Here is a 23,849-nt window from a genome sequence, read left to right on the forward strand (position 1 = left end):
GCGCGCACGTGCGATTGAATGTTCAGAGGGTCGAGGATAGCCTGTGCGCACGGCGGCCATGCCGACGTCTGACGCCAGGAGTGCACCATTGGTCTTGAACCTCGATATTCGCAGCTATCAGGCTGAAAGCGCTCATCACCAGCATGACTTCACGCAACTGGTGCTGCCCATCTGCGGGCGCATGGAAATCGACGTGGATGGCCGTGGCGGCAGCATCGACAATGCCCTGGCGGCGCTGGTGCGACCCGGTTCGCAGCACGCGCAGCTGGCGCAGCCCGGCAGTCGCTTCCTGGTGCTCGACTGTGCCCCCGATGCACTGCACGGCCAGCCGTTCACGGCGCTGGCGCAACGCACCTACGTCGCCATCCCGCCCGCTACCCGGCGCCTGATCGAATATGCCGAGCTCATCGGCCGTGGCCAGCTGGCGGCCACTGCAACGCACCTGGCGCCCTTGCTGCTGGCGTCGCTGGCCGCCCTGCCGGTGCAGCCGAACCCCGGCCTCAACCGCCTGATTGCCCAGGTACACGCCCGACCAGCCGCCGCCTGGAGCAACGAGCGCATGGCCCATGTCGCGGGCATGAGCCTCAGCCAGCTGCATCAGCGCTTTCGCGAGCTGCATGACTGCACCCCGCAGGGCTGGCTGACCCGCGTACGGATCGAGCAGGCCCAGCGCTGGCTGGGCGACAGCCACCTGCCGATTGCCGAGATCGCCCTGCGCAGCGGCTTCAGCGACCAGGCCGCCCTTACCCGCGCCATGCAGCGGGTGGGCGGCATCACTCCCGCCGCCTACCGCAGGCGCCAGCAACAGCCTGGGTAAAAAACCCCGCAGTCGGCGCCAATACCACCACTGGCAAAACCCGCATGCTGGGCACCTTTCACGGCAGGGGTGGTGCGATGTTCGCTGATCGTTCGTTGGTAAAGGGGCTTGGCTACGGCGTGGCGGCCGGGGTGTGCTGGGGCGTGATCTTCCTGGGCCCCGAACTCACCCCAGGGTTGAGCGGGGTGCAGTTCGCGGTACTGCGGTTCCTGTGTTACGGGCTGTTTTCGCTGGTGCTGCTGATGCCGCGCCTGCACCGGGTATGCGCGCAGCTCACCCGTGCCGACTGGGTCTCGCTGTTCTGGCTGAGCCTGGTGGGCAACCTGGTGTACTACTCGCTGGTGGGCAGCGGCGTGCAACTGGTCGGCATCGCCACCACCTCGTTGATCGTCGGTCTGATCCCGGTGCTGGTGACCCTGGCGGGGCGCCATGACGCCAACGCGGTGCCTGTGCGGCGGCTGATCCCCTCGCTGACCCTGGCGATGGCCGGCGTGGCCCTGATCAGCCTCGATGCGTTGCACAGCGGCGCCGACACCCGCACCAGCAGCGGCCAGGTGATAGCCGGCCTGCTGTGCGCCGTGGGCGCGCTGGTGAGCTGGAGCTGGTACGCGGTGGCCAACGCCCGTCGGCTGGCCCTGGTCGGCGGCGTGTCCTCCCACGACTGGGCCTTGCTCACAGGCCTGATGACCGGCGCACAGGCGCTGGTGCTGGCGATCCCGGTGCTGGGCCCTGAAGTGGCGGCCCATGGCGCGGCAACCTGGGTTCACTTCGTGCTGGTGGCCGCGGGCGTGGCGCTGCTATCGTCGGTGGTCGGCGGCGCCTTCTGGAACCAGGCCAGCCGGCTGCTGCCGCTGGCGCTCAGCGGCCAGGTGCTGGTGGTGGAAACCCTGGCGGCGCTGCTGTTCGGCTTTTTGTGGGAACAGCGGCTGCCCGGTGCGCTGGAGCTGGTTGCTATTGCGCTGCTGGTCGGTGGCGTGGTCTGGTGCCTGAACTGCCACCGCAGCGATACTGCCAGTGCCACCGCAACCTCCTCCTGAACCAATGGACTGTGAAATGCTCACCATCAGACCCGCTACCAGCGCCGATGCCCAAGTGGCCTACGACATACGTCGGGAGGCAGTCCGTCATCACTGCATCGGGGCCTACCCGGCAGAACAGATGCTGGCCTGGACGGCGGGCACGGCCGAGGATGGCTACGCCAGCCTTATGGCCAGTCACTTCTACATGGGGTGCATCGAAGGTGAGCCGGTGGCAACCGGCATGCTGGATGTGAATGCCCGTGAAATCGGGGCGATCTTCGTGTTGCCGGGGTACATGCAGCAAGGCCTGGGCAAACAGATGCTGGCGTTTCTTGAAGCGCTGGCGCGCAACCTGGGGCTGGCGCAGGTGAACCTGGACGCCACGCTGAACGCTGCAGCCTTCTATCGACAGTGTGGTTATGTGGGCGAAGCGACAGCGCTCTATCACTCACCCCGGGGCATCGACCTGGCGTGTGTGCCCATGACCAAGGTACTGGTATAGGTCGGCGCCGGCCTCTCGCGGGTCAAGCCCGCTCCCACAAGGATGGCGGTGTGCCTTGTGGGAGCGGGCTTGACCCGCGATGCTGTCACTTCGTCCCGAACATCGCCGTCCAGTAGATCCCCGCATCGCTCTTGGGGTCCACCGCATAAGCCGCGCCCAGCTCCTTGAACTGCGGGTTCATCAGGTTGGCGCAATGCCCGGCACTGGCCAGCCAGCCATCGACCACCTTGCGCACGTTGTCCTGCCCGGCGGCAATGTTTTCCCCGATCAGCTGATAGCTGTAGCCCTGCAACTCGGCGCGGTCGCCCGGCATGCGCCCGTCACGGTCGCGGTGGTCGAAGAAATTGCCGTTGGCCATGGCCCGCGTATGGCCCTGTGAGGCCTCTGCCAGGGTGGTATTCCAGGCCAGCGGCGCGCTGGCCGCATAGGCCTGGGCGCCGCACTGGCGCGGCTGGGCCCGCGCACTGTTGATCGCATCGAGCAGCTTCTGCCCCTCCACCTGCGACTCCGCCAGCTTGGCACTGAGCAGTGGGCGCGCCAGCACGATGCGCCAGTCACGCCCTTCGCGGCTCACGCCCACATCGACGAACTGCGGGTCGAGCACCACCTTGCAGAAGCTCTCCTGAATCGCCTTCATCGCTGCCGCTGCATCGCGTGGCCCCGACAGGCTGATGGCCTGCACGCTGACCATCGGGTACGAGGCCTTCACCAGCGCCTGCTGCAAGTCACCGACACCGTTGGCCGGGAGCACCAGGCGCTGGTCGCTGGCCAGCGGCGGCAGCTCCAGCGACACCTGCTCGGCACAACGTTGCGACTGGCTGCGATAGCCATTGATCGACTCGACCAGTTGCGTCTCGTCGCTCGCCACCGCCAGCGTGGTGACAAGCATGCCCAGCGCCAACGCGCCCAGACGCAGCCTGGATGATAAGTCGTGCATGTAACTCTCCCTTGAACAAACTGCGCCCATGATGCGTGATTTTGTGTTGCTTTCGTAGCACCACGGGATGCGACGCATTATCAATACCTGCTTATGCGCCGCTATCGAGCTTGGATGCGCAGTGCCGGCCGGCGTTCCTTGCCCTGCGCACAAATCCACCGGTTGACGCCCCTACCCTCACACCAGCCGCAGGCTGGCAGCGGCCTGCGCGCCCGTGTCGCCAAGGCGCTGCTGCACGAATGCCCTGGCCTGGCGGGTGAGTTGATCCAGATGACGGTCGCGCTGCTTTTCGGCGTCCACCATGGCCCGCTTGCCGTGCTGCTTGAGCAGGTAGGCGTGAATCTGCTGGACCTCAAGGGTGCGGTAGATCGGCGCCACGTCGAGCACCGCCAGCAGCCCCTCGGTGGCGTAATCGCGGGTGTTCATCAACACCTGCGGCCCGCGTGCCCCCAGCACCTGAAAGCCCATCGCCTCGAAATACGCCACCTTGCCCACGGCGCAGGCCAGCTCCACGTGCGGGTAGCGCTCGCGCACCTGCCCCAGCAGGGCCCGGGCGATGCCCTGGCGCCGGTGCCCGGCCAGTACCGCCATGTACGCCACCGCACAGGCCTGGGGGTCGTCCTGCACCGGCAGGTACAGCACGAACCCCAGCAGCCGCGAGGGGTCCTGCTCGTCGGTGGCCACCAGCAGCTCCACCGGGATGCCGCGCGCGCCACTCAGGGCCTCCAGGTACAGGTGCACCTCATAGCCGATGCCGTACTGGTAGAGGCTGTACAGCGGGTTGCTCGGCGGCAGGGCCACACTGCTGATGTCGGTCAGGTAGTCGACCACCATCTGCAGGATCTGGCCCTTGATCGGTTCGTCGGGGGGTGTTTGCAGCAGGGTGATGACAGGCATGCGGCGTCTGGCTCCGGAAACAGGGTGACCTTGCGGTCCTGGCGGGGATTCTACAGGTCTGCGCGGCCCCGCCCTACCCCGCGCTCAAGCCCCACAGCACCTGCAGCACATGGCCGGTGGCACGCTCCACCTCGCCGCTGCGGTGCGCGATGCCCAGCTGGCGCCACAGCAGCGGCTGCAACGGGCGCATCACGATGCGCGCATCGGCCAGCGGCGTGGAGCCCTCGTTGGGCAGCAGGGTGGCGCCGTAGCCGGCAGCCACCAGGCTCTTGATCGCATCGTTGTAGTTGAGCTGGATGCGCGGCGCCGGCTGCTGGCCGGCCGCGTTGAACCACTCCGAGGTCAGGCGTGACAGCCCGGTGCTGCTGTCGTTGAGAATCAGCGGCTGGGTCGCCAGCCACTCGGGCGTGACCTGCGCCGGGCAGTCCCAGCGTGCCGGCAGGTACGCCATGACCGGGTCGCGCCGCCAGGGCTCGATGCTCAGCCCCTTCACCGGGCTTTGCGGCAGGGCCACCAGGCCGATGTCCAGCGAGCCCTCGGCGAGCTTGTTGAGTGTTTCGCGCGAGGTCAGCACCGCCACCTGCACATCGATGCCGGGGTGTGCATGGCCCAGGGTTTCCAGCGCCTGGGGCATCAGTTGCGCAATCGCCCCGGTGGACGCCCCCAATCGCACGCGCCCGGCCAGGCCCAGCACCTGGCGCTGCACGTCGTCCAGTGCCTGCTGCGCGTCGGCCAGCAGGCGGCGGGCGCGCTCCACCAGGGTTTCGCCGATGGCAGTGGGCTGCACGTTGCCACGGGTGCGCGAAAGCAGGGTGCCGCCCACCCGTGCTTCAAGCTCGGCGACATGCAGGCTGACCGTGGGCGGCGCCAGGTTGAGCACCCGCGCGGCTTCGGCGAACGACCCCAGGTCGGCAATCGCCACCAGGGTACGCAAACGGTCCAGGCTGATTTCACGCATGGGTGTTGCCTCTTCAGTAAAACTGAACCTGACCTTTGCCAAATTCAACTTTTCCTATCTTAACCGCGCATCGAAGATAAGCCCTGACCTTTTTCACGTGCGAGCACACTCATGGCCACACCCGTTGTATTCATCGATGGCGACCAGGGCACCACCGGGTTGCAGATCCACCAGCGCCTGCAGGGCCGAACCGACCTGCAGTTGCTGACCCTGCCCGCCGAACACAGAAAGAGCCCGCAGCACCGCGCCGAGGCGATCAACGCCTGCGACATCGCCATGCTGTGCCTGCCCGACGATGCCGCGCGCGAGGCGGTGGCCAGCATCCGCAACCCGGCGGTGCGGGTGATCGACGCCAGTTCCGCGCACCGTACCCACCCGGAGTGGGTCTATGGTTTCGCCCAGATGAGCCCGCAGCAGGCCGAGCGCATTGCATCAGCCAAGCGGGTGAGCAACCCCGGGTGCTACCCGACCGGGGCCATCGGCCTGCTCAAGCCGTTGATCGATGCCGGCCTGTTGCCGCAGGACTACCCTGCCAGCCTGCATGCCGTGTCGGGCTACTCGGGCACCGGGCGTGCCGGTGTCGAGCTGTACGAGGGGCCGGATGCGGCCGGGGCGCCGGCATACCAGGCGTATGGGCTGGGGCTTGCGCACAAGCACGTGCCGGAGATCCAGCAGTACAGCGGGCTGGGCCAGCGGCCGATGTTCATGCCGGCCTATGGTGCGTTCCGCCAGGGCATCGTGCTGACCATCCCGGTGCAACTGCGGCTGCTGGCGCCGGGTGTTACCGGGGAGCGCTTGCATGCGTGCCTGGCCGAGCACTATGCGCAATTGCAGCACGTCGAGGTGCTTTCGATGCAGCAGGCCAAGGCGCTGACGTACCTGGACCCGCAGGTGATGAACGGCACCGACGACCTGCGCCTGATGGTGTTCGAGAATGGCGAGCAGGTGCTGTTGGCGGCGGTGTTCGACAACCTGGGCAAGGGCGCGGCGGGGGCGGCGGTGCAGAATCTGGACCTGATGATGGGGGGTGAGTGAGGGACACTTCCCTGGCGATTGGCGCGGTGGCCTCGCAGCAAAAGCCTGCATTGTGCATGTAGGCCTTGCGACCGCTTCGCGCTCGATTCGCGGGTCAAGCCCGCTCCCACGCCCTGCGGGCAGAAGCGGATTATGCATGGCTCAATGATCTGTTTCGGGCCGCCAGGCCGTGGGAGCGGGCTTGCCCCGCGATCTGGTGCGCAGCGCCAGCAAAACCTGCACACGCGGTTTTTCTGCCCACTCCGTTGCCAACCTCGCCCCACCAAGGCACTCTGCCATCGCTCGGCTGTTGCGCACCCTCGGCAATAAGGACCATTGCAATGACCTCACCCGATTTTCGGCCCAAGCCCGTCCACCAGCTGATCAGGGAGGACAGGCAAAGCCCGGTCAATCGCTTCTGGATCCCCGCCTACCAGCGCGGCTACCGCTGGAAACCCGAGCAGGTGCAGCAACTGCTGGAAGACATCCTCGAGTTCGCCTACCGCAAGAACCCGCAGAACGACGACTTCTACTGCCTGCAGCCACTGGTGCTCAAGGCCCGCGACAATGGCCAGTATGAAGTGGTCGACGGCCAGCAGCGCCTCACCACGCTGCTGCTGATTCTGCGTTTCTTCAACCAGCGGCTCACCGAAAGACACCGCGCACCGGTGTTCGAACTCAGCTACGAAACCCGCCCGCACCTGCCGGATTTTCTGCTCGAGCCCTCGGCCGAGCAGGCCCGCGGCAATGTCGATTTCTTCCACCTGTACCAGGCCATGCACAGCATCGAGCACTGGTTCGATCAGCACGACAACGAAGTCGACGACTTCAAGTCCACCCTGCTCAACCGCACCAAGGTCATCTGGTACGAGCTGGCCGCCAGCGAGAACCCGGTGGACGCCTTCACGCGCCTGAACATCGGCAAGATCCCCCTGACCGACGACGAGCTGATCCGTGCGCTGTTTCTCAAGCGCAACGCCGACGACGCCTCGGGCGAAACGCCCCAGCAACTGCGCATCGCCCACGAATGGGATCAACTCGAAAAGGCACTGCAGAACGACGCGCTCTGGTACTTCCTGAACGAGCAGCCAAGCACCGGGCGGAACCGCATCGGCTTCCTGTTCCAGCTGGTAGCCCGGCTGGAAGGCGCAAGCGCGCCAGCCCGACAGCGCTACTCCGTGTTCCATCACTACAGTCGCCGGCTGGCTGCCCCCGACGCCTCGGCGCAACCGCTATGGCAGCAGGTCAAGAACACCTGCATGCTGCTGGAGGAATGGTTCGAGGACCGCCGGCTCTACCACATCATCGGTTTTCTGGTGCAGCAGGGTGTCGCCGTGGCCGAGCTGTTCGCCCTCTCGCAAGGCCTGCCCAAGAGCCAGTTCGAACAGCGCCTGCGCCAGCGCGTGTTCATGCAACTGACCGGCTCGCCCCTGCCCCAGCCGGCTACCCGCGACGCCATTACCGATGCGCTCTCGCCCTTCCTCGCCGGCCTGGACTACTCACAGCGGGACAGATCGGCCATTCGCGCGACCCTGCTGCTGTTCAACCTCGCCAGCCTGCTGCAGAACCCGCAATCGAACGTGCGCTTCCAGTTCGACAGCTTCAAGAAGGAGCGCTGGGACATCGAACATGTGCGCTCGGTCACCGCCCACCGCTTCAACGGCGCCGAGGAAAAACAGCAATGGCTGCAGCGCTGCCTGCCGCACCTGCCGGACAAGACCGAAACCCGGCCCCTGCGCGAGGCCCTGGAGGCATTCATTGGCGACCCCAAGGGTGCAGACGATGAGGCTTTCAACGCGCTCCACCAGGCAGTGCTGGAGGCGTTCGGCGAAAACCAGGAGGTCGACGACAGCATCGCCAACCTCACGCTGCTCGACCAGAAGACCAACCGCAGCTACAAGAACGCGATCTTCGCGGTCAAGCGCGAGCGCCTGCTGGCCCTGGACCAGGGCGGCGTGTTCGTGCCGCTGTGCACGCGCAACCTGTTCCTCAAATGCTACAGCCCTGACGTCAAGCACCTGCTGTTCTGGGGCGAACAGGACCGCAAGGGCTACGCGCTTGCGCTCTTGCACACCCTGATAGCCTTCTTCGCCGACCCACAGGAGCAGCACGCATGAGCGCCAACAGCCAGATCATCTTCGGCCAGCTGTTCGAGCGCTACGCCGGCACCCGCATCCCGCTGATCCAGCGCGACTACGCCCAGGGCAGGGCCGATACCGAAGAGGTGCGCAGCGAATTCCTCGGTGCCCTGGCCCGCGCCCTGGCACTGCCGCCCGACGACCCGAGCCTGCCGCTGAACCTGGACTTCGTCTACGGCACGCTGAACCCCCAGCGCCAGTTCGTCCCGCTCGACGGCCAGCAGCGCCTGACCACGCTGTTTCTGCTGCACTGGTACCTGGCGCAACGCGACGGTGAGCTGGCAGCCTTCGCCCAGCTGTTCTGCAACGCCAACGGCAGCGCCCGATTCGCCTACAGCGTCAGGCCCAGCAGCAGCGAGTTCTTCGACGCCCTCAGCCAGCATGCGCCCTCGCCCGCGCTGGGTGCCGACGACTCGCTGATCGAGCACCTCACCGACCAGCCCTGGTACTTTCGCCACTGGCGCCTGGACCCCACCATCCAGTCATGCCTGACCATGCTGCAGGCCATGCACGAGCGCTTTCACAACGCCGCCACCGCCCGTTTTGCCCGCCTGATCGATGTGCAGCGGCCGGTGATCAGCTTCCAGATCCTCGACCTGGACGACTTCGGCCTGGCCGACGACCTGTACATCAAGATGAACGCCCGCGGCATGCCGCTGACCGCCTTCGAGACATTCAAGGCGCGCTATGAACGGCACCTGCACACCCAGTTCGACGGTCACACCCGGCAGATGCACGGCAAGCCGGTCAGCACCGCGACCTTCTTCGCCTGGCGCATGGACACGCGCTGGGCGGATTTTTTCTGGAACTTCAGCAACGCCCGCAATGACGCCACGGCCCCCGCGACCATGCGCCTGTTCGACCAGGCGGTGATGAACCTGTTGCAGATGGTCGCCGCGGCCACCCGCGCGCCCGAGGCGCCGGGCTACGAAGCCGACCTGCTCAAGCTGCGCAACCGCCAGCAGCGCCTGAGCTACCAGGTGTACGAGGACAACGGCTGGCTCGATGATGCGTTTTCCGAAACCCTGATGCTGCTGCTCGAGGCCTGGAGCGAGGGGCCCGGCAATTTCGCCACCCAGTTGCCCACGGCGCACTACTTCGACGAGGTCGCCTTCTTCAACCACGCCATCAGCGACCAGCCACTGAACTACACCCGCCTGGTGCAGTTCTGCGGCTATGCGATGTTCCTGCGCCGCCATGGCAGCAGCCAACCGCAGGCATTTGGCGAGTGGATGCGACTGGTGGTCAACCTGTCGGTCAATGCCAGCTACGACGGGCCGGACGATGTAAAGCGCAGCGTCAGCGGGCTCGGCGAAATGCTGGAGCAGGCGCTGGACATCCTCGCGCACTTTGCCAGCGTCGACAGGCCCGTCAGCGGCTTTCGCGGTACCCAGGTGCGCGAGGAAATCACCAAGGCGAAACTGATCGTCGCCGACAGCCAATGGCGGCCGCTGCTCGAACACGCCGAGCAGCACGGCTACTTCCAGGGCCAGATCGATTTTCTGCTCGACCACAGCAGCGCCGCCTGGGCGCTGCAAAGCCACGCGCATGCCACCTGGCAGGAACACTTTGCCAGCAGCCTTGCGCTGGCCGAGCAGATGTTCGACGACCACGGCCTACGCGCAATCGACGACTTCCTCTGGGAGCGCGCGCTGTTGAGCGAGGGTGATTACCTGCTCAAACGCGGCTACAACCATTCGTTCCTTGGCGACGGTCTCACGGGCCCTGGCACCTGGAAACGCCTGCTGGCCAATGAAGACGGCATGCGCGTGACGCTGTTCTGCCTCTGGAACCGACTGGACGAAACCCGCCCGCTGCCGGCCCAGTTGCAACGCATCATCGACCAGGCCCGGGTGCGGGAGCCGTGGCGCCAGGTGCTGATCCAGACCCCCTCGGCCCTCGGGTATTGCGCGTTGCGCCAACTGCGCTTCGAACGCGACCAGGTGTACCTGCTGGCCAGGGAACGCATGAGTGGCAGCCATGCCGAGCTGTTCAGCTTCGCCCTGCATCAACAGCTGCAAACCCCGCAGCGGCTGGCGCAACTGGCACCGCTGTCGGTCGAAGGCTACGTGCCGGTTTCCGGCAGTGCCGACGAACCCTACCTCTACCTGCTGCACAGGCACAGCCCGCAGGTGCACACCCATCTCTATGTCACCTCCACGCCGCATGGCTTTCTGCTGCAGAACGATGTCGATGAACTGCTCGGGCGCGACGCCCTGGCCCATGCCCTGCAGCAGGACTTCGACTTTGTCGTCGAGGCCGGCTACCTGCAGAGCCACTGCCCCCGCGACACGGTCGAACAGCGGCTGGTCGCGCTGGCCGGCCTGTTGGCGGCCTGAGGCACGCGGACTGCCCGCCGCCCTCCAAGTGGTCGGTTGATGCCCGCGCCCTGCCCCTATGCTTGGGCAGGTCGCGAGGCATGCAGCCTTGCCATCAACGAGGACCATCAGCGATGACCAGCAGTACCGCATCACTCGCCATCCGCCCCATCCAGCCCACCGACTTCGAGGCCTGGCTGCCGCTCTGGCTGGCCTATCAGGACTTCTACCAGGTCGACCTGGGCGAAGCCGTCAACGCCACCACCTTCAAGCGCTTTCTGGACCCCGACGAGCCCGTGTTCGCCGCAGTGGCCGAGTACGACGGCGAGCTGGTCGGCATGGTCACCTGGGTCATCCACCGCTCTACCTGGTCGACCACCCACTACTGCTACCTCGAAGACCTCTACGTCGCCCCGCAGATGCGCGGCCAGGGTACCGGCGAGCACCTGATCGCCTGGGTCAAGGCCGCCGCCGACCAGCAGCAGTGCACACGCCTGTACTGGCACACCCACCAGACCAACCATCGCGCCCAGCAGCTGTACAACCGTGTGGCCGTCAACCCCGGCACGATCCTCTACCAGATCGCGCTGTAACCTTCCCCCGTTCAAGGGCAGGCATGGACAGCCGGGCCCTGGCAGGTCAGCATGCCGGCCTGCCCTTCTTCACTGCACAGACGTCATGGCCCACAGTTTTCAACTCGACACCCTGAAGATCCGCCTGGCCGCCGCCGAGCTGGCCCCGCTGGAGCTGCGCGTGCGGGTACAGCGCGCCCTGCGCGAACTCATTCTTGCCGGCGAACTGCCGCCGGGTTGCCGCCTGCCCGCCACCCGCACCCTGGCCAGTTCCCTGGGACTGTCTCGCGACACCGTGGAGATGGCCTATGTGCAACTGCAGCTGGAGGGCTGCATCTGCCGCCGCCCAGGCTCGGGCAGCTATGTGGCCGAGCACCTGGGGCCGCGTCTGCTGGGTGCACGCCCCCCGCGCACCGGCGCGCCACAGCACGCGCCTGCCACCGTCGGCCTCAGCGCCCGTGGCGCGGCGATCCTGGCCAGCGGCGGGGTCAGCGACCAGCAGCAGGTCAAGGCCTTCGCCACCGGCCTGCCCGAGACGCGCAACTTCCCCCTCGACACCTGGGACCGCCTGCAACGCCAGGCCCAGAAGGACTACCGCGCCCAGGTGCTGCTGCATGGCGACCCGCTGGGTGCCGCGCCACTGCGCCAGGCCATCGCCCGCTACCTGAACCTGGAACGCGGCGCCAGGGTGCACGCCGACCAGGTGCTGGTGCTGAGCAGCGCGCGCCAGGCGCTGTACCTGTGCGCGCAGGTGCTGGCCGACCCCGGCGGGCCGATCCTGCTCGAAGACCCGGGTTACTTTGGCGCGCGCAAGGCCTTCGAGATGGCCCAACTGCAGGTGGTGCCCGTGGCCGTGGATGAGCACGGCCTGCGCACCGACCTGCTGCGTGCCGACCGCAGCGGCGCCAACACCGTCTACGTCACCCCGTCGCACCAGTACCCCACCGGCGTCACCCTGGCCCTGGAACGGCGCCTGGACCTGATTGCCTGGGCCGCCGAGCGCAACGGCTGGATCATCGAGGACGACTACGACAGCCAGTTCCACTACGACGGCCTGCCCACCGCCTGCGTGCAGGGCCTGGACAGCGCGCAGCGCACGATCTACCTGGGCACCTTCGCCAAGTCGCTGTACCCCGGCCTGCGCATGGGTTTCATGGTGCTGCCGCCGGCCCTGGTCGCGCCCATGAGCCACGCGCGCAGCATGCTCGACGGGCACACCCCGCAGCTGGCCCAGTTGACCCTGGCGCGGTTTATCGAAGACGGCCATTTCGCCGCGCACATTCGCGCCATGCGCACGCTGTATGCCGTGCGCCGCGAGGCCATGGCCGAGGCACTGCACCAGCACCTGGGCGGCATCGCCAGCGCGCAGCTGCCACCGGGCGGCCTGCAGATGCTGTGCCGCCTGGAGCATGGCTGGAGCGAGGCCGAGACGATCCGCCAGGCCGCGCGGGCGGGCATCCACCTGCCCGGCCTCAGCCGCCTGTACGCCACGCCGCCGGCACAGGGCGGCTGGCTGCTGGGCTTCGCAGCGCTCACCCCGCACCAGATCGGCAGTGCCGTGGCACGCCTGGCCAAGGCCCTGCGCCCCGGCGTGCGCAGCGGTCTGGCGCAGGCCAGCGAGGTGGACTGATCGGGCCACCCCTGGCGCGGATACGCTCGGCACCCCAGCCCATCCCACAAGGACCTGCCCATGAACCGAACCGCTTCGCGCCTGCACCCGCGTGACCTCGTCTCACCCACCCTGGCCGCCCTGATCAGCGTCATGGTCAACTATGGCGGCACCTTCGTGCTGGTATTCCAGGCCGCGCAACTGGGCAACCTGAGCGCCGCGCAAACCGCCTCGTGGGTGTGGTCGGTGAGCATCGGCGTGGGCCTGACCGGGGCCTGGCTGAGCTGGCGCTACCGCGCGCCGATCATCACCGCCTGGTCCACCCCAGGCGTGGCGTTCCTGGCCACGGTCATGCCGTTCACACCCTATGGCGAGGTGATCGGCGCCTACGTACTGTGCGCCATCGGCTTCATCCTGCTGGGGCTGTCGGGAGTGTTCGAGCGGCTGGTGCGCTGGATACCGGCCGGCATCGCCGCCGGGCTGCTGGCAGGCATCCTGCTGCAGTTCGGGGTCAACGCCTTCGGCGGGGCCAGCGCCGACCCGCTGCTGGTGATCGTGCTGGTGCTCACCTACGCCGTGCTGCGCCGCTTCACCTCGCGCTTTGCCGTGGTCGGGGTGCTGGTGGCGGGCCTGGCCATACTGCTGGCCCAGCAGCGCCTGGACCTGCACGGCGTGCACCTGAGCATGGCGCTGCCGGTGTTCGAAACCCCGCAGTTCAGCCTTGGCGCGCTGTTCGGCGTGGCGCTGCCGCTGTTCGTCATCACCCTCACCGGGCAGTACATGCCGGGCATGCTGGTGCTGCGCAACGACGGCTACGCCACCAGCGCCAACCCGATCATCACGGTCACCGGGCTGGGGTCGCTGCTGATGGCGCCGTTTGGCGCCCATGCGTTCAACGTGGCCGCCATCACTGCGGCCATCTGCACCGGCAAGGACGCGCACCCCGACCCGGCCAGGCGCTACCTCGCCGGCATCGCCTGCGGGGTGTTCTACGTCACCGTGGGGGTTTTCGGCGTGACCCTGGCCAGCCTGTTCATGGTGCTGCCGCGCACCTTCGTCACCACCCTCGCCGGGCTGGCCCTGCTGGGCGCCATCGGTGGCAGCCTGGCCAGCGCGATGGGCGATGCGCGTACCCGCGAGACCGCGCTGATCACCTTTCTGGCCACCGCCGCCAATGTCACCCTGCTGGGTATCGGCGGCGCGTTCTGGGGGTTGCTGACCGGCCTGCTGGTGCATGCGCTGATGCACGCCGGCCGCCCGCTCAGCCCAGCCGTGGCGAGTGCGCCAGCAAGCCCTGGGTGTACGCCGCCTGGGGGTGGTCCAGCACATCCTGCGCCGGCCCCTGCTCGACAATCCGCCCTTCCCTGACCACCACCACGCGGTCGGCGATGGCGCGCACCACGCCCAGGTCGTGGGTGACGAACAGCAGGGTCATGCCCTCGCCCTGCAACTGCTTGAGCAGCGCCAGGATCGCCGCCTGCACCGACACGTCCAGGGCCGAGGTCACCTCGTCGCAGATCAGCACCGAAGGCTCGCACACCAGCGCGCGGGCAATCGCCACGCGCTGGCGCTCGCCACCCGACAGATGATGCGGGTACTTGTGCGCCGCATCCGGGGGCAGCGCGACCCGTGCCAGCGCCGCGTCGATACGCGCCCGGCAGGCCGCGCCCTTGAGGCCGAAGAAGTGCTCCAGGGGCGCTTGCAGGCACTGCGCCACGGTCTGGCGCGGGTTCAGGGCGCGGTACGGGTTCTGGAAGATGTACTGGATACGGTGGCGCGTGGCCGCGGGCCGCTGGCGCGCCAGCAGGCTCAGCGGCTGCCCGTCGAAGGTCAGCTCGGCCTGGGCGGTATCGCCCAGCCCCGCCAGGGTGCGCGCCAGGCTGGTCTTGCCCGAGCCCGACTCGCCCACCACCGCCAGGCATTCGCCCTTGTACAGGTCCAGCGACAGGTCGAACAGCACCTGGCGGTCGTAGCTCAGGTTGAGGTCGCGCAGGCTCAGCAGCGGCGTGTCAGCGCAGCTGAGCACCGTTGCCGGCACCACCGCCGGCGCGGCCACGGCGGTCAGTTGCGGGTGCAGGCAGGCGACCTGCTGCGCGCTGTCCAGCGCATTCAGCGACGGTTCCAGCGAGGTGCAGACAGCGCTGCGGCGCGCGCACCGCGGGGCGAAGGCGCAGCCTTGCGGGCGCTGACCGGGCGCCGGGGCATGGCCGGCAATCGCCTGCAACGGGCGCTGGCGGGCCACGTCCGGAATCGCCGCCAGCAGGCCCAGGGTGTACGGGTGCGCGGGCCGCGCGAACAGGCGTTCGCGCTGCGCCACCTCGACGATGCGCCCGGCGTACATCACCATCACGCGGTCGACCAGGTCCTTGATCACGGCCAGGTCGTGGGACACGTACACCGCCGCCACCCCCTGCTCCTTGCACAGCCTGCGCAGGGTTTGCAGGATGTGCGCCTGGGTGCCGACGTCGAGGGCGGTGGTGGGTTCGTCGAGCACGATCAGGCGCGGGCGCAGCACGAAGGCCAGGGCCAGCATCACCCGTTGCTGCTGGCCGCCGGACAGTTGATGGGGGAAGCGCCTGAGAAACTCGCGATCGCCGGGCAGGCCGACGTCCACCAGGGTCTGCTGCAGGCGGTCGGCCTGGGCCGCGCGGGCAAGCTGCGGCTCGTGGGCCAGCAGGGTTTCGCGCAGCAGGTTGCCGATGCGCAGCGCCGGGTTGAGGGCCATGGCCGGGTCTTGCGCAACATAGCCGATCAGCCCGCCGCGGGCACGGCGCAGGGCATCGCCCTTGAGCTCGAGCAGCGAGGCGCCGGCAATGTCGATGCGCCCGCCGGCAATCTGCGCACCGCGCCGGGCATGGGCCAGCAGCGCGGTGGCCAGGGTGGTCTTGCCCGAGCCGGACTCGCCGACAAGGCCGAGGATTTCACCGGGGGCCAGGCTGAAGTGGATGTGGTCGATGATATCGGCGCCGCTGGCGAGTTCGACCCGCAGGTTCTCGACCCGCAACGCTTCGCCGGCAACGCCGGCTCCTACAGACGGTGCAAAACCTGTAGGCGCCGGCGTTGCCGGCGAAGAGGCCATCAAGGCATGCGCATTCATTTGCGTTCTCCCGCACTGTGCCGGGCAATGCCCTCGGCCAGAATGTTGGTGCCGTAGGCGAACACCCCGATCAGCAGCGCCGGTGCCAGCACCGCCCACGGCTGCACCAGCAGCCCGGCCTGGTTCTCGTTGATCATCAGCCCCCAGTCCGCCGCCGGCGGCGCCACGCCGTAACCCAGAAAGCTCAGGCCCGACAACATGCCCACGCCCCAGGTCAGCATGTTGCCAAAGTGCACCAACAGCGGCGTGAGCACGTTGGGCAGGATCTCGCGCAGCAGAATCCGCGTGCGCGAAAAGCCCATCATCTGCGCCGCCTCCACGAACTCCTGGCTGGCCACCGCCACCGCACTGCCGCGCGCCAGGCGGATCACGCCGGGGGTAAAGGCAATTGCCACGGTCATCACGATCAGCCACGGCGCGCGCCCCAGCATCGACACGATCAGCAGCACCAGGATCAGGTCCGGAAACGCCAGCCACACATCCGCCAGCCAGGTGATGGCCTGGTCCAGGCGCTGGCGCGACAGCCCGGCCAGCAGCCCCAGCGCCGTGCCCAGCACCAGCGCAATGGCAGCGGCCGCCAGCGACATCCACAGGATCGACACACCGCCACCGAGCAGCCGCGACACCACGTCGTGGCCCAGAAAATCATGCCCCAACGGCGCCTCGCCGCTGGGCGGCCCGTACACCCCGCCAACCATGTCGGTGGGCGCATGCGGCGCCAGCCACGGGCCCAGCAGCGCCAGCAGCACGATGGCCAGGGTCACCAGCCCACCCCGACGAATTTGCGGCTCACGCCAGACACTTGCACTGAACATGCTTTCTTCCTCTCAAGGGGCCTTGGCTGCCGGGCGGCGCCACCAGCTCTGGATGCCGCGACGGTTGCGCTGGATCAGCGTGGCCCGCCGCGCGGTGCGCAGCCTGGGGGTCAGCAGCACGGTGAGCAGGTCGGCCAGCAGGTTGATCGCCACCACGCCCAGGGTGATGACCAGCACCACGCCCTGGATCAGCGGCAGGTCGCGCATCTGGATCGCGGTGTTGAGCTGGGTGCCGATGCCGGGGTAGCTGAAGATCACCTCGGCCAGCAGCGCGCCGCCGATCAGCGTGCGCAAGGTCAGGGCCACGCCCTGCACCGCCGGCACCAGCGCGTTGGGCAAGGTGTGGCGCCACACGATGCGCCATTCGGGCACCCCGCGCAGGCGCGCCGCACTCACGTAGTCGGATTCCAGCGCCTCGATCATCGAGGCGCGTACCAGCCGCGCCAGGTACGGCAGCGACGACAGGCTCAGGGCCAGGATCGGCAGCAGCAGAAACTCCAGCTGCTGCCACAGGTGCTTGTCCGGGTCGAGGATCGACACCGCCGGCAGCAGGCTGAACTGCGGCATGGAAAACAGCAGCACCAGCCCGATGGCCAGCAGAAAACCCGGGGTGGCCTTGAGAAAGATCTGCGCCGACAGCGCCCAGCGGTCCAGGCGGCTGTCACGCCGCAGCGCCAGGCTCACGCCGATGCTCAACGCCAGCGGCACCACCACCAGCAGCACGCCGCCCAGCAGCGCCAGGGTATTGCCAAAGCGCGCGAGAATGATGCCGGCCACCGGTTGGTTCGAATCCAGCGAGATGCCCAGGTCGCCGTGCAGCACCTGCCCCAGCCAGCTCAGGTACTGCAGCAGGATCGGCCGGTTCAGGCCCAGTTGCTCGCGCAGGGTCTGGATGCTCTCCAGCGGCGCGTCGGGGCCCAGGATCACCCGCGCCGGGTCCGAGGGCAGCGCCTGGGTGGCGATGAACACCACCAGGCTGATGACCCAGGCGGTGAGCAGGCCGTAGCCCAGGCGCCCGATGAACCAGGGCAGCCAGGCCGGCAGTCGATGAGAGGTTGCGCACGGTTCAGGCATGGTTCAACCACAGGCTGTCAAAGCGCCAGGAGGCGAAGGTGGTCTGTTCGCCGTGCAGGCCGCCGACCTTGTTCGAGGCGGCGTCCAGCACGTCGGTGAAGCCCCAGATCAGCAGGCCGCCGCGCTGGTGCTGAATGGCCTGCGCCTCGTGCACCAGCTGCTTGCGCTGCGCCAGATCCGGCTGGCCGAGGGCCTGGGTGAACAGCGCACTGAAGCGCTCGTCACGGAAGTTGCTGCGGTTGTAGATCGCCAGCGGTGCATCGTTGTGCAGGCCGGTGGCCAGAAAGCCGCGGGCCGGTGTCGAGCCGGGCGACATCAGCCACTGCTCCTTCTGCGGGCCGTTGAATACCGAGGCGTCCACCGGCGTGACCTTGACCTGGACCCCGGCCTTCTTCGCCTGCTGGGCGAACACCAGGGCAGCGTTGATTTCGTTGGCGGTGGTGGTCAGCTCTATGCGCAGGTCGGTCTGCCCGGCCTGGCGCAGCAGCGAACGGGCCTGGTCCAGATCGAAGGGGCGCTGGGCGATGGCATGGTTGTAGGTGGGGTCGGTTGGCGAATACAGGTCGTTGGCGATGCGCCCGAAACCGTTGAGGCCACGGCCCACCAGCTCCTGGCGGTCGGCCAGCAGGCGGAAGGCCTGGCGCACCCGCTCGTCCTGGAACGGCGCCTTGGCGGTGTTGAGGTTGAAGCCACTGAACGAGGTGGTGGGCGACACCACCAGTTGCAGGCGCGGGTCGGCCTTGAGCAAGGCACTGTGCTCGGCCTGCACGCCGCTGGCGATGTCGATCTGCCCGGCACGCAGGGCGGCCACGCGCGATACCTGGTCCTTGAATTCGATGATCTCCAGCTCGTCGGCGTACGGCTGGTTGGGCTTGTAGTAGTTTTCGAAACGGCTGAACAGCGCACGCTGGCCCGGCACGAAACGTTTGAGCCGGTACGGGCCGGCGCCCACCGGGTTGCTGACCGGGTCGTAGTCGGTTGGCACGATGCCGCCGAAGGCAATCAGGGTCTCGTCCAGCGGGAAGAAGCTGCGGCCCTGCTTGAAGCGGATCTCGATGGTGCGCTCGTCGAGCTTGCGCAGCGCCTGGCGGTCGATGGCGCCCACCAGCCCGGCAAATGGCGAGGCAAGTTTCGGGTCGGTCAGGCGCAGGATCGAGAACAGCATGTCGTCGGCGCCGATGCTTTTGCCGTGGTGGAACTCCAGCCCCGGCTTGATGCGAATGGTCCAGGCGCTGGCATCGGCATTGGGCTCGGCAAATTCGGCCAGGCCCAGGCGCGTGCTGACGTCGTCGTTCCATTCCCAGAACTTGCTGTACAGCGCCCAGCCGCGAATGATCCCGCCACCGGAAGGCTTGTGTGCATCCAGGTTGCCGGCCTGGTCGCCGTCGATGATGCCGACGCGCAGGCGCCCGCCGTGCACCGGATTGCCCGGGCGTGCAATGGCCGCCGCGCTGCTGGCAGGCCCGCCGGCATCGCAGCCGCCCAGCAGGCTGGAGCCCAGCAACAGGCCGCCACCGACGGCCAGGCTGTTGCCGAGGAAGATCCGGCGCGAGAATTCATGAGGCATGGGCAGCTCCTTAGGCCGGCTCGGCAGCGGTGCGCGCACCCAGGCGCGGGATCTCGAACCCGTGGTCCAGTTCCAGCAGCGGGAACAGCAGGTCGGCCACCCGGTGCGCTTCATCGATCAGCGGAAAGCCCGAGAGAATGAACGCCGAGGTGCCCTGCTGCTGGTACTCGCGAATGCGCTCGGCCACCTGCTCGGCACTGCCCACCAGGTAGGTGCCGGACGACGGGCCGAGGATGTCGAAGCCGAACAGGCTGGGGCCGGTCCACACGTTGGGGTAGATCTCAAGCTCGCGCGCAGTGGGCAGGCGCCCGTCGCGGATGCTCTGCACGTTGCGCTGCACCTGCGGGTTGTCGCTGTGGAAGGTGTCCAGGGTCTGGCCCGGCGGCAGGCGGCGCTCGATGGCGGCGCGGGCGGTGGCCAGGGAGGTCTGTTGCAGCAGATTCTCGGCATGCGCCCAGGCTTGGGCCTCGGTCTCGCGCACGATGACCTGCAGGCGCGTGCCGTAGGTCAGTTCGCGGCCGATCTTCGCCGCTTCGGCGGCCACGCGGCGGAACTTGTCGCCCAGCCGGGGCGGGGTGTCGGCAAAGCTCAGATACACGTCCAGCAGTTGCACCGAATGCGCCACGCCCACGTCCGAGGTGCCGGCGCCCCACAGGGGTACCGCCAGGCGCTGCGGCGGGTGCCAGCCGCCCAGCGGATGGCGCGCCGCCGCAGCCGGGCGTGGCGCGAGCTGCACGTACTGGCCGTCGAAACCGGCGGTGTCGCCGGCATAGATGCGCTGGAAGGCGCGCCAGTACTCCAGGCTGAACTGGTAGCGCTCATCGTGCGGGTAATGCACACCCAGGGTGGCCAGGCCCGCGTCGCTGCCATTGACCACGTTGAACAGCAGGCGGCCGTTGGAGAACTCGTCGAAGGTCAGCGCCCACTTGGCCAGCACCGCCGGCGACAGCTCGCCCGGGTGCTGCGCCACCAGAAAGCGCAGGCGCTCGGTGGCATCGATCAGTGCCGCCGACACCGCCAGGCTCTCGTTGGGGCTTGAACCCAGCAGGGCGCCGTAGAACCCCAGGCGGTCACTGGCCACCGCCAGTTGCCTGAGGTGGGCGAAATCGGTTTTCCAGCGCCCCTGGGGCTCCCACGGGTAGGGGCCGTCGGGGCTGGTGAGGTACCACAGGATCTTGATGGCCATGGCAGGTTCCTCAGGCGCGTGGACGGTCGATGGCCGGGACCAGGCCCAGCGCGTGGGCGCGGTCGATCAGCTTGCTCATGTTCCATTGCTGGGTGAGCACGCCGGGGCCGTAGGGGCGCGAGCCGCCGATGGACTCGGCCAGCAGTTGCAGTTGCGCGCCCTCCTCCAGCAGCAGGATGAATTCGGCGGTGGCGCGCAGGCCCTGGCGCCCCCACACGGTCGCACCGCCGTTGGCTTCGAGAATCGCCGGGGTGTAGGGATTCTCGGCCAGGCGCTCGAGAATGAAGTCGACCTCGTCCTGGCGCCGGTCGATGTACACCGGCAGCTCGCGGGCCAGCTGGTAGCGCTGCACCGGCACGTAATGGAACGGCAGGCTGCGCTGGGTCTGCGCCCAGGCGCCCAGGTACGGGGTGTGCACGTGGGACACCGTGGTGATGCCGGCGTCTTCGCGAAACAGCCGGGTGTAGCGGCCCAGCCCGCCCTTGCCCTGGCCATGCACCAGGTTGCCGGCAAAGTCGCTGACCGTGGCCTGCAGCGGCTTGCGGTAGTCCCACGGGCCTGGGTAGTTGACCGACACCAGCAGCTCGCGGCCCGGTACGCGCTCGATGAAGCCCACGGTGCCGGCGGCGGTGAGGGTGTTGGTTTCGCGGAACACGGTGAAGGCCTGTTCGGCCTCGTGCAGCACCTGCTCGATGAAGGCCTTGAGGTCGGCGTCGATCAGGTGCTCGGTGGTCAGTACGGTCATGGCGGACTCCTTGGTTCAGGCGCGGGCGCGCCGGGCCAGCAGTTGATGGGCAGCTTGCAGTGGACGCGGGTCGACCCAGTCGGCCAGGTTGAAATCGGCTTCGAGAAAGCCATGCAGGTTGAGGAAGGTCTTCTGGATGTCCAGGTAGCCCAGGCGCTGGGCCGAGAGGTCCGGGGCCAGGGTGGTGTGGAAGTCGCCACGGTAGGCTTCGTCCACGCCCTGGGCGCCGGCGCGGGTCTCGTCCTGCAGGATGCGCAGCAGTGCCTCGCGGTTGTGGCTGGCCCAGTCGGCGGCGCGCAGGGTCTGCGCCAGGAAGCGCACCACCAGCTCGAAGTGGTTGTCCAGCAGGCTCTGGTGCACGGTGATCGGCCGTGGCGTGCCGTTGTTGATGCGGTAACGCGGGTCGCTGATCTGGTCCAGGTCGATGCCCACCACCAGGCCCAGGCGGCGCGCTGCATCGGCAGCGGCGGCGCCCTTGACGTACACCGCGTCGACCTCGCCACGGGCCAGGTAGTCCAGCCCCGACCACAGGCGCTGCAGGCCCTGCTCGGGGGTGGGGGCGTCGTCCTGGTTGTGCAGCGCCACTTCCACCAGTTCGACATCGTCGAAGCTCAGGCCGGCCAGGCTCAGCGCGCCCTTGTAACCATGCAGGCTCATGGCGCGGGCGATGCTGCCCGGGCGGTTGTCGCCCCAGGCCGGCAGCGCCAGGCGCTTGCCCTTGAGGTCCCGGGCGCTGCGGATGCCGGAGTCGGGGCGTACCAGGACGGTCTGCCATTCCTCGATCCAGGTCAGGCCGATCAGGCGGCTGGGCGAACCGGCGGCGCGGGCGGCCAGGGCCGGCACGTTGCCGCCCTCGCGAAACAGCCCGGGCAACTGGTGGTCGTAGTGGTGATGGCCGAGCTGGCGGGCCTCCTGCAGGGTCTCCACCGGCAGGCCGTCGGCGGCGAATTCCTCCCCCAGCCAGCCCAGGGTGTAGGCGATGCCGGAGGCGGTCGGCACCGGGCAGCGAGTGAACCAGATCTGTTCGAGGGCCGGTGCGGCAGGCAACGGCAAGGTAGCGGCGATTGACATGGGCATGTTCCATCAAGCGAAGGTAGCCATGCCATTGCAGCGCCCGTGCCAACTCACCAACTCATTGTTTTTGTTGGCTTTTTAAAGACCTGTTGAACACCGGGTGCTGGCCTGGCAGCAGTGTTGCAGCTGCCCTGCTGCTGCCAGAGCAACAATCGGCGCCCCGCTGCTGCCCCAGCAGCACCCCGCCGCCCGTACCTGGCCGCAGTCCTTGTGGCACAAGGCTTTGCGGTGTGTGGCACAGAACCTGCTCAAGGGCCTGAAACCTGTTCATTCAAGGAAGCCCCCGCATGAGTACCCCGCCCCGCCGCCTGGAAAGCGCCGCCCAGGCCATCGCCGCCGCCCATGAAATCGCCGGCCAGATCGCCGAGCTGGCCCGCGACCGGCACAACAACCGCCAGTTGCCGCGTCGCCAGGCCCAGCTGCTGTCCGACAGCGGCCTGACCGCCATCGGCGTGCCCGCGCAGTTCGGCGGGCTGGGCGCTTCGGTACAGACCATCGTCGAGACCGTGCGCATCGTGTCCGCCGCCGACGGCGGTGTCGGGCAACTGCTGCAGATTCACAACGTGATGCTGCGCGGTGTGCTCAGCGGCTACCCGGATGAAGTGCGCGAGCGCCTGATCGCCGACCTGCTGGCCGGCAAGCGCCTGGGCAACGCCCTGGCCGAGGTCGGCGGCAAGAACAAGTTCGCCCTCAAGACCCGCATCGAGCGCCGCGAAGACGGCAAGCTGGTGCTCAACGGCAGCAAGTTCTACTCCACCGGCTCGTACCTGGCCGAATGGATCTCGCTGACCGCCGCAAGCGACGACGGCGGCGCCGGGGTGCTGCTGCACCGCGACACGCCGGGCCTGACCCTGCTCGACGACTGGGACGCCTTCGGCCAGAACAACTCGGTGAGCGGCACGGTGCAGTTCGACAACATCGAGCTGGACGAGCGCTATGTGCTGCGCCGCCAGGGCCCGATGAAGCGCACCGGGCTGACCTTCCCGCAGATACTGCACGCGGCCATCGACACCGGCATCGCCGCCGGCGCCCTGCAGGCCGGCATCGACTACCTCAACCAGCACGCGCGCCCGTGGGTGGAGAGCGAGGTGGAGCGCGCCAGCGAAGAGCCGCACATCATCCGCCAGATCGGTGAATACGCCGTGGCCCTGCGCGCCGCCGAATCGCTGCTGCGCGATGCCGCACGGACCTTCGATGCGCACGAGCTGGCCCCCGACGACAAGGCCCTGCAGGACGAGCTGATTCTCTCGGTAGCCACCGCGCGGGCGCACTCGGATGCCGCCTCACTGAAGATCTCCAGCGACATCTTCTCGCTGCTGGGGGCCAGCGCCTCGCTGAGCAAATGGAACCTGGACCGCTTCTGGCGCAATGCGCGGGTGCACACCACCCACGACCCGATCCGCTGGCGCCTGCACCACGTGGGCAACTACTACCTCAACGGCATCGACCCGGGCGAATACACCGCCATTCTCGCCGCCAAGCAGAGCGCGGGCGCCAGCCGCTGAACACC

The 23,849-nt window shown here is 68.0% G+C and carries 20 protein-coding genes; 10 read left to right on the forward strand and 10 right to left on the reverse strand.

Annotated elements, in window-relative coordinates:
• Positions 1-88 precede the first annotated feature (88 nt).
• The 3 genes from KH389_RS14515 (at position 89) to KH389_RS14525 (ending at position 2,338) form a co-directional block, all read left to right on the forward strand.
• On the forward strand, positions 89-817 hold the full coding sequence (locus tag KH389_RS14515) for an AraC family transcriptional regulator (RefSeq protein WP_213605718.1): 729 nt from the start codon (positions 89-91) through the stop codon (positions 815-817).
• A gap of 77 nt (positions 818-894) precedes the next feature.
• Positions 895-1,854 carry a DMT family transporter gene (locus KH389_RS14520; RefSeq protein WP_078480222.1) on the forward strand — a complete coding sequence of 320 codons (960 nt, stop codon included), beginning with the start codon at positions 895-897 and terminating at the stop codon, positions 1,852-1,854.
• A gap of 16 nt (positions 1,855-1,870) precedes the next feature.
• The gene (locus KH389_RS14525; protein ID WP_058540690.1) at positions 1,871-2,338 is read left to right on the forward strand and encodes a GNAT family N-acetyltransferase; all 468 of its coding nucleotides are present in this window, start codon (positions 1,871-1,873) and stop codon (positions 2,336-2,338) included.
• 85 nt (positions 2,339-2,423) lie between these two features.
• On the opposite strand, the gene KH389_RS14530 is transcribed toward KH389_RS14525, so the two are convergent.
• The 3 genes from KH389_RS14530 to KH389_RS14540 all read right to left on the reverse strand — a co-directional run bounded on the left by KH389_RS14530 (position 2,424) and on the right by KH389_RS14540 (position 5,130).
• Complete coding sequence (locus tag KH389_RS14530; protein WP_116054412.1) at positions 2,424-3,275, reverse strand: CAP domain-containing protein; 852 nt, start codon at positions 3,273-3,275, stop codon at positions 2,424-2,426.
• Between the two features lie 177 nt (positions 3,276-3,452).
• Positions 3,453-4,172, reverse strand: coding sequence for a GNAT family N-acetyltransferase (locus KH389_RS14535; protein WP_213605719.1), 720 nt, complete (start codon positions 4,170-4,172; stop codon positions 3,453-3,455).
• Positions 4,173-4,245: 73 nt separating this feature from the next.
• Complete coding sequence (locus KH389_RS14540) at positions 4,246-5,130, reverse strand: LysR family transcriptional regulator (RefSeq protein WP_043860492.1); 885 nt, start codon at positions 5,128-5,130, stop codon at positions 4,246-4,248.
• A gap of 111 nt (positions 5,131-5,241) precedes the next feature.
• Between KH389_RS14540 and argC the strand changes: the two genes are divergently transcribed.
• The 6 genes from argC to KH389_RS14570 all read left to right on the forward strand — a co-directional run bounded on the left by argC (position 5,242) and on the right by KH389_RS14570 (position 14,149).
• Positions 5,242-6,165, forward strand: a complete 924-nt coding sequence (gene argC, locus KH389_RS14545) for an N-acetyl-gamma-glutamyl-phosphate reductase (RefSeq protein ID WP_210015220.1) — start codon at positions 5,242-5,244, stop codon at positions 6,163-6,165.
• A 320-nt stretch (positions 6,166-6,485) separates the two neighbouring features.
• Positions 6,486-8,261 carry a DUF262 domain-containing protein gene (locus KH389_RS14550; RefSeq protein ID WP_213605720.1) on the forward strand — a complete coding sequence of 592 codons (1,776 nt, stop codon included), beginning with the start codon at positions 6,486-6,488 and terminating at the stop codon, positions 8,259-8,261.
• Positions 8,258-10,621, forward strand: a complete 2,364-nt coding sequence (locus KH389_RS14555; protein ID WP_213605721.1) for a DUF262 domain-containing protein — start codon at positions 8,258-8,260, stop codon at positions 10,619-10,621. Before KH389_RS14550 ends, KH389_RS14555 begins: the two co-directional genes overlap by 4 nt.
• 113 nt (positions 10,622-10,734) lie before the next feature.
• Positions 10,735-11,193, forward strand: a complete 459-nt coding sequence (locus KH389_RS14560) for a GNAT family N-acetyltransferase (RefSeq protein ID WP_054915360.1) — start codon at positions 10,735-10,737, stop codon at positions 11,191-11,193.
• A gap of 85 nt (positions 11,194-11,278) precedes the next feature.
• A complete protein-coding gene (pdxR, locus tag KH389_RS14565) occupies positions 11,279-12,802 on the forward strand; it encodes a MocR-like pyridoxine biosynthesis transcription factor PdxR (protein WP_210015223.1) in 1,524 nt (507 codons plus the stop codon).
• 60 nt (positions 12,803-12,862) lie between these two features.
• Positions 12,863-14,149: a benzoate/H(+) symporter BenE family transporter gene (locus tag KH389_RS14570; protein ID WP_213605722.1), complete on the forward strand. Its 1,287-nt coding sequence runs from the start codon at positions 12,863-12,865 to the stop codon at positions 14,147-14,149.
• On the opposite strand, the gene KH389_RS14575 is transcribed toward KH389_RS14570, so the two are convergent.
• Genes KH389_RS14575 through KH389_RS14605 form a run of 7 tightly spaced genes read right to left on the reverse strand, consistent with a single transcriptional unit; the run spans position 14,043 to position 22,336 of the window.
• Complete coding sequence (locus KH389_RS14575; RefSeq protein WP_213605723.1) at positions 14,043-15,878, reverse strand: dipeptide ABC transporter ATP-binding protein; 1,836 nt, start codon at positions 15,876-15,878, stop codon at positions 14,043-14,045. The genes KH389_RS14570 and KH389_RS14575 overlap by 107 nt on opposite strands.
• Complete coding sequence (locus KH389_RS14580; protein ID WP_043860485.1) at positions 15,875-16,693, reverse strand: ABC transporter permease; 819 nt, start codon at positions 16,691-16,693, stop codon at positions 15,875-15,877. Before KH389_RS14580 ends, KH389_RS14575 begins: the two co-directional genes overlap by 4 nt.
• Positions 16,694-16,705: 12 nt before the next feature.
• Positions 16,706-17,767, reverse strand: a complete 1,062-nt coding sequence (locus KH389_RS14585) for an ABC transporter permease (protein WP_213605724.1) — start codon at positions 17,765-17,767, stop codon at positions 16,706-16,708.
• Complete coding sequence (locus tag KH389_RS14590) at positions 17,760-19,334, reverse strand: ABC transporter substrate-binding protein (protein WP_213605725.1); 1,575 nt, start codon at positions 19,332-19,334, stop codon at positions 17,760-17,762. The genes KH389_RS14585 and KH389_RS14590 overlap by 8 nt, the downstream gene beginning before the upstream one ends.
• A gap of 10 nt (positions 19,335-19,344) precedes the next feature.
• A complete protein-coding gene (locus KH389_RS14595; RefSeq protein ID WP_043860482.1) occupies positions 19,345-20,520 on the reverse strand; it encodes an LLM class flavin-dependent oxidoreductase in 1,176 nt (391 codons plus the stop codon).
• A 10-nt stretch (positions 20,521-20,530) separates the two neighbouring features.
• Positions 20,531-21,265 carry a class II aldolase/adducin family protein gene (locus tag KH389_RS14600; RefSeq protein ID WP_054915366.1) on the reverse strand — a complete coding sequence of 245 codons (735 nt, stop codon included), beginning with the start codon at positions 21,263-21,265 and terminating at the stop codon, positions 20,531-20,533.
• 15 nt (positions 21,266-21,280) lie between these two features.
• Positions 21,281-22,336: an ABC transporter substrate-binding protein gene (locus KH389_RS14605; protein WP_054915367.1), complete on the reverse strand. Its 1,056-nt coding sequence runs from the start codon at positions 22,334-22,336 to the stop codon at positions 21,281-21,283.
• 290 nt (positions 22,337-22,626) lie between these two features.
• On the opposite strand from KH389_RS14605, the gene KH389_RS14610 reads away from it, so the two are divergent.
• Positions 22,627-23,844, forward strand: coding sequence for an acyl-CoA dehydrogenase family protein (locus KH389_RS14610; protein WP_054915368.1), 1,218 nt, complete (start codon positions 22,627-22,629; stop codon positions 23,842-23,844).
• The last annotated feature ends 5 nt before the right edge of the window (positions 23,845-23,849 follow it).

Source organism: Pseudomonas qingdaonensis, from assembly GCF_018398475.1.
In the GTDB taxonomy this organism is placed as follows: Bacteria; Pseudomonadota; Gammaproteobacteria; order Pseudomonadales; family Pseudomonadaceae; genus Aquipseudomonas; species Aquipseudomonas palmensis.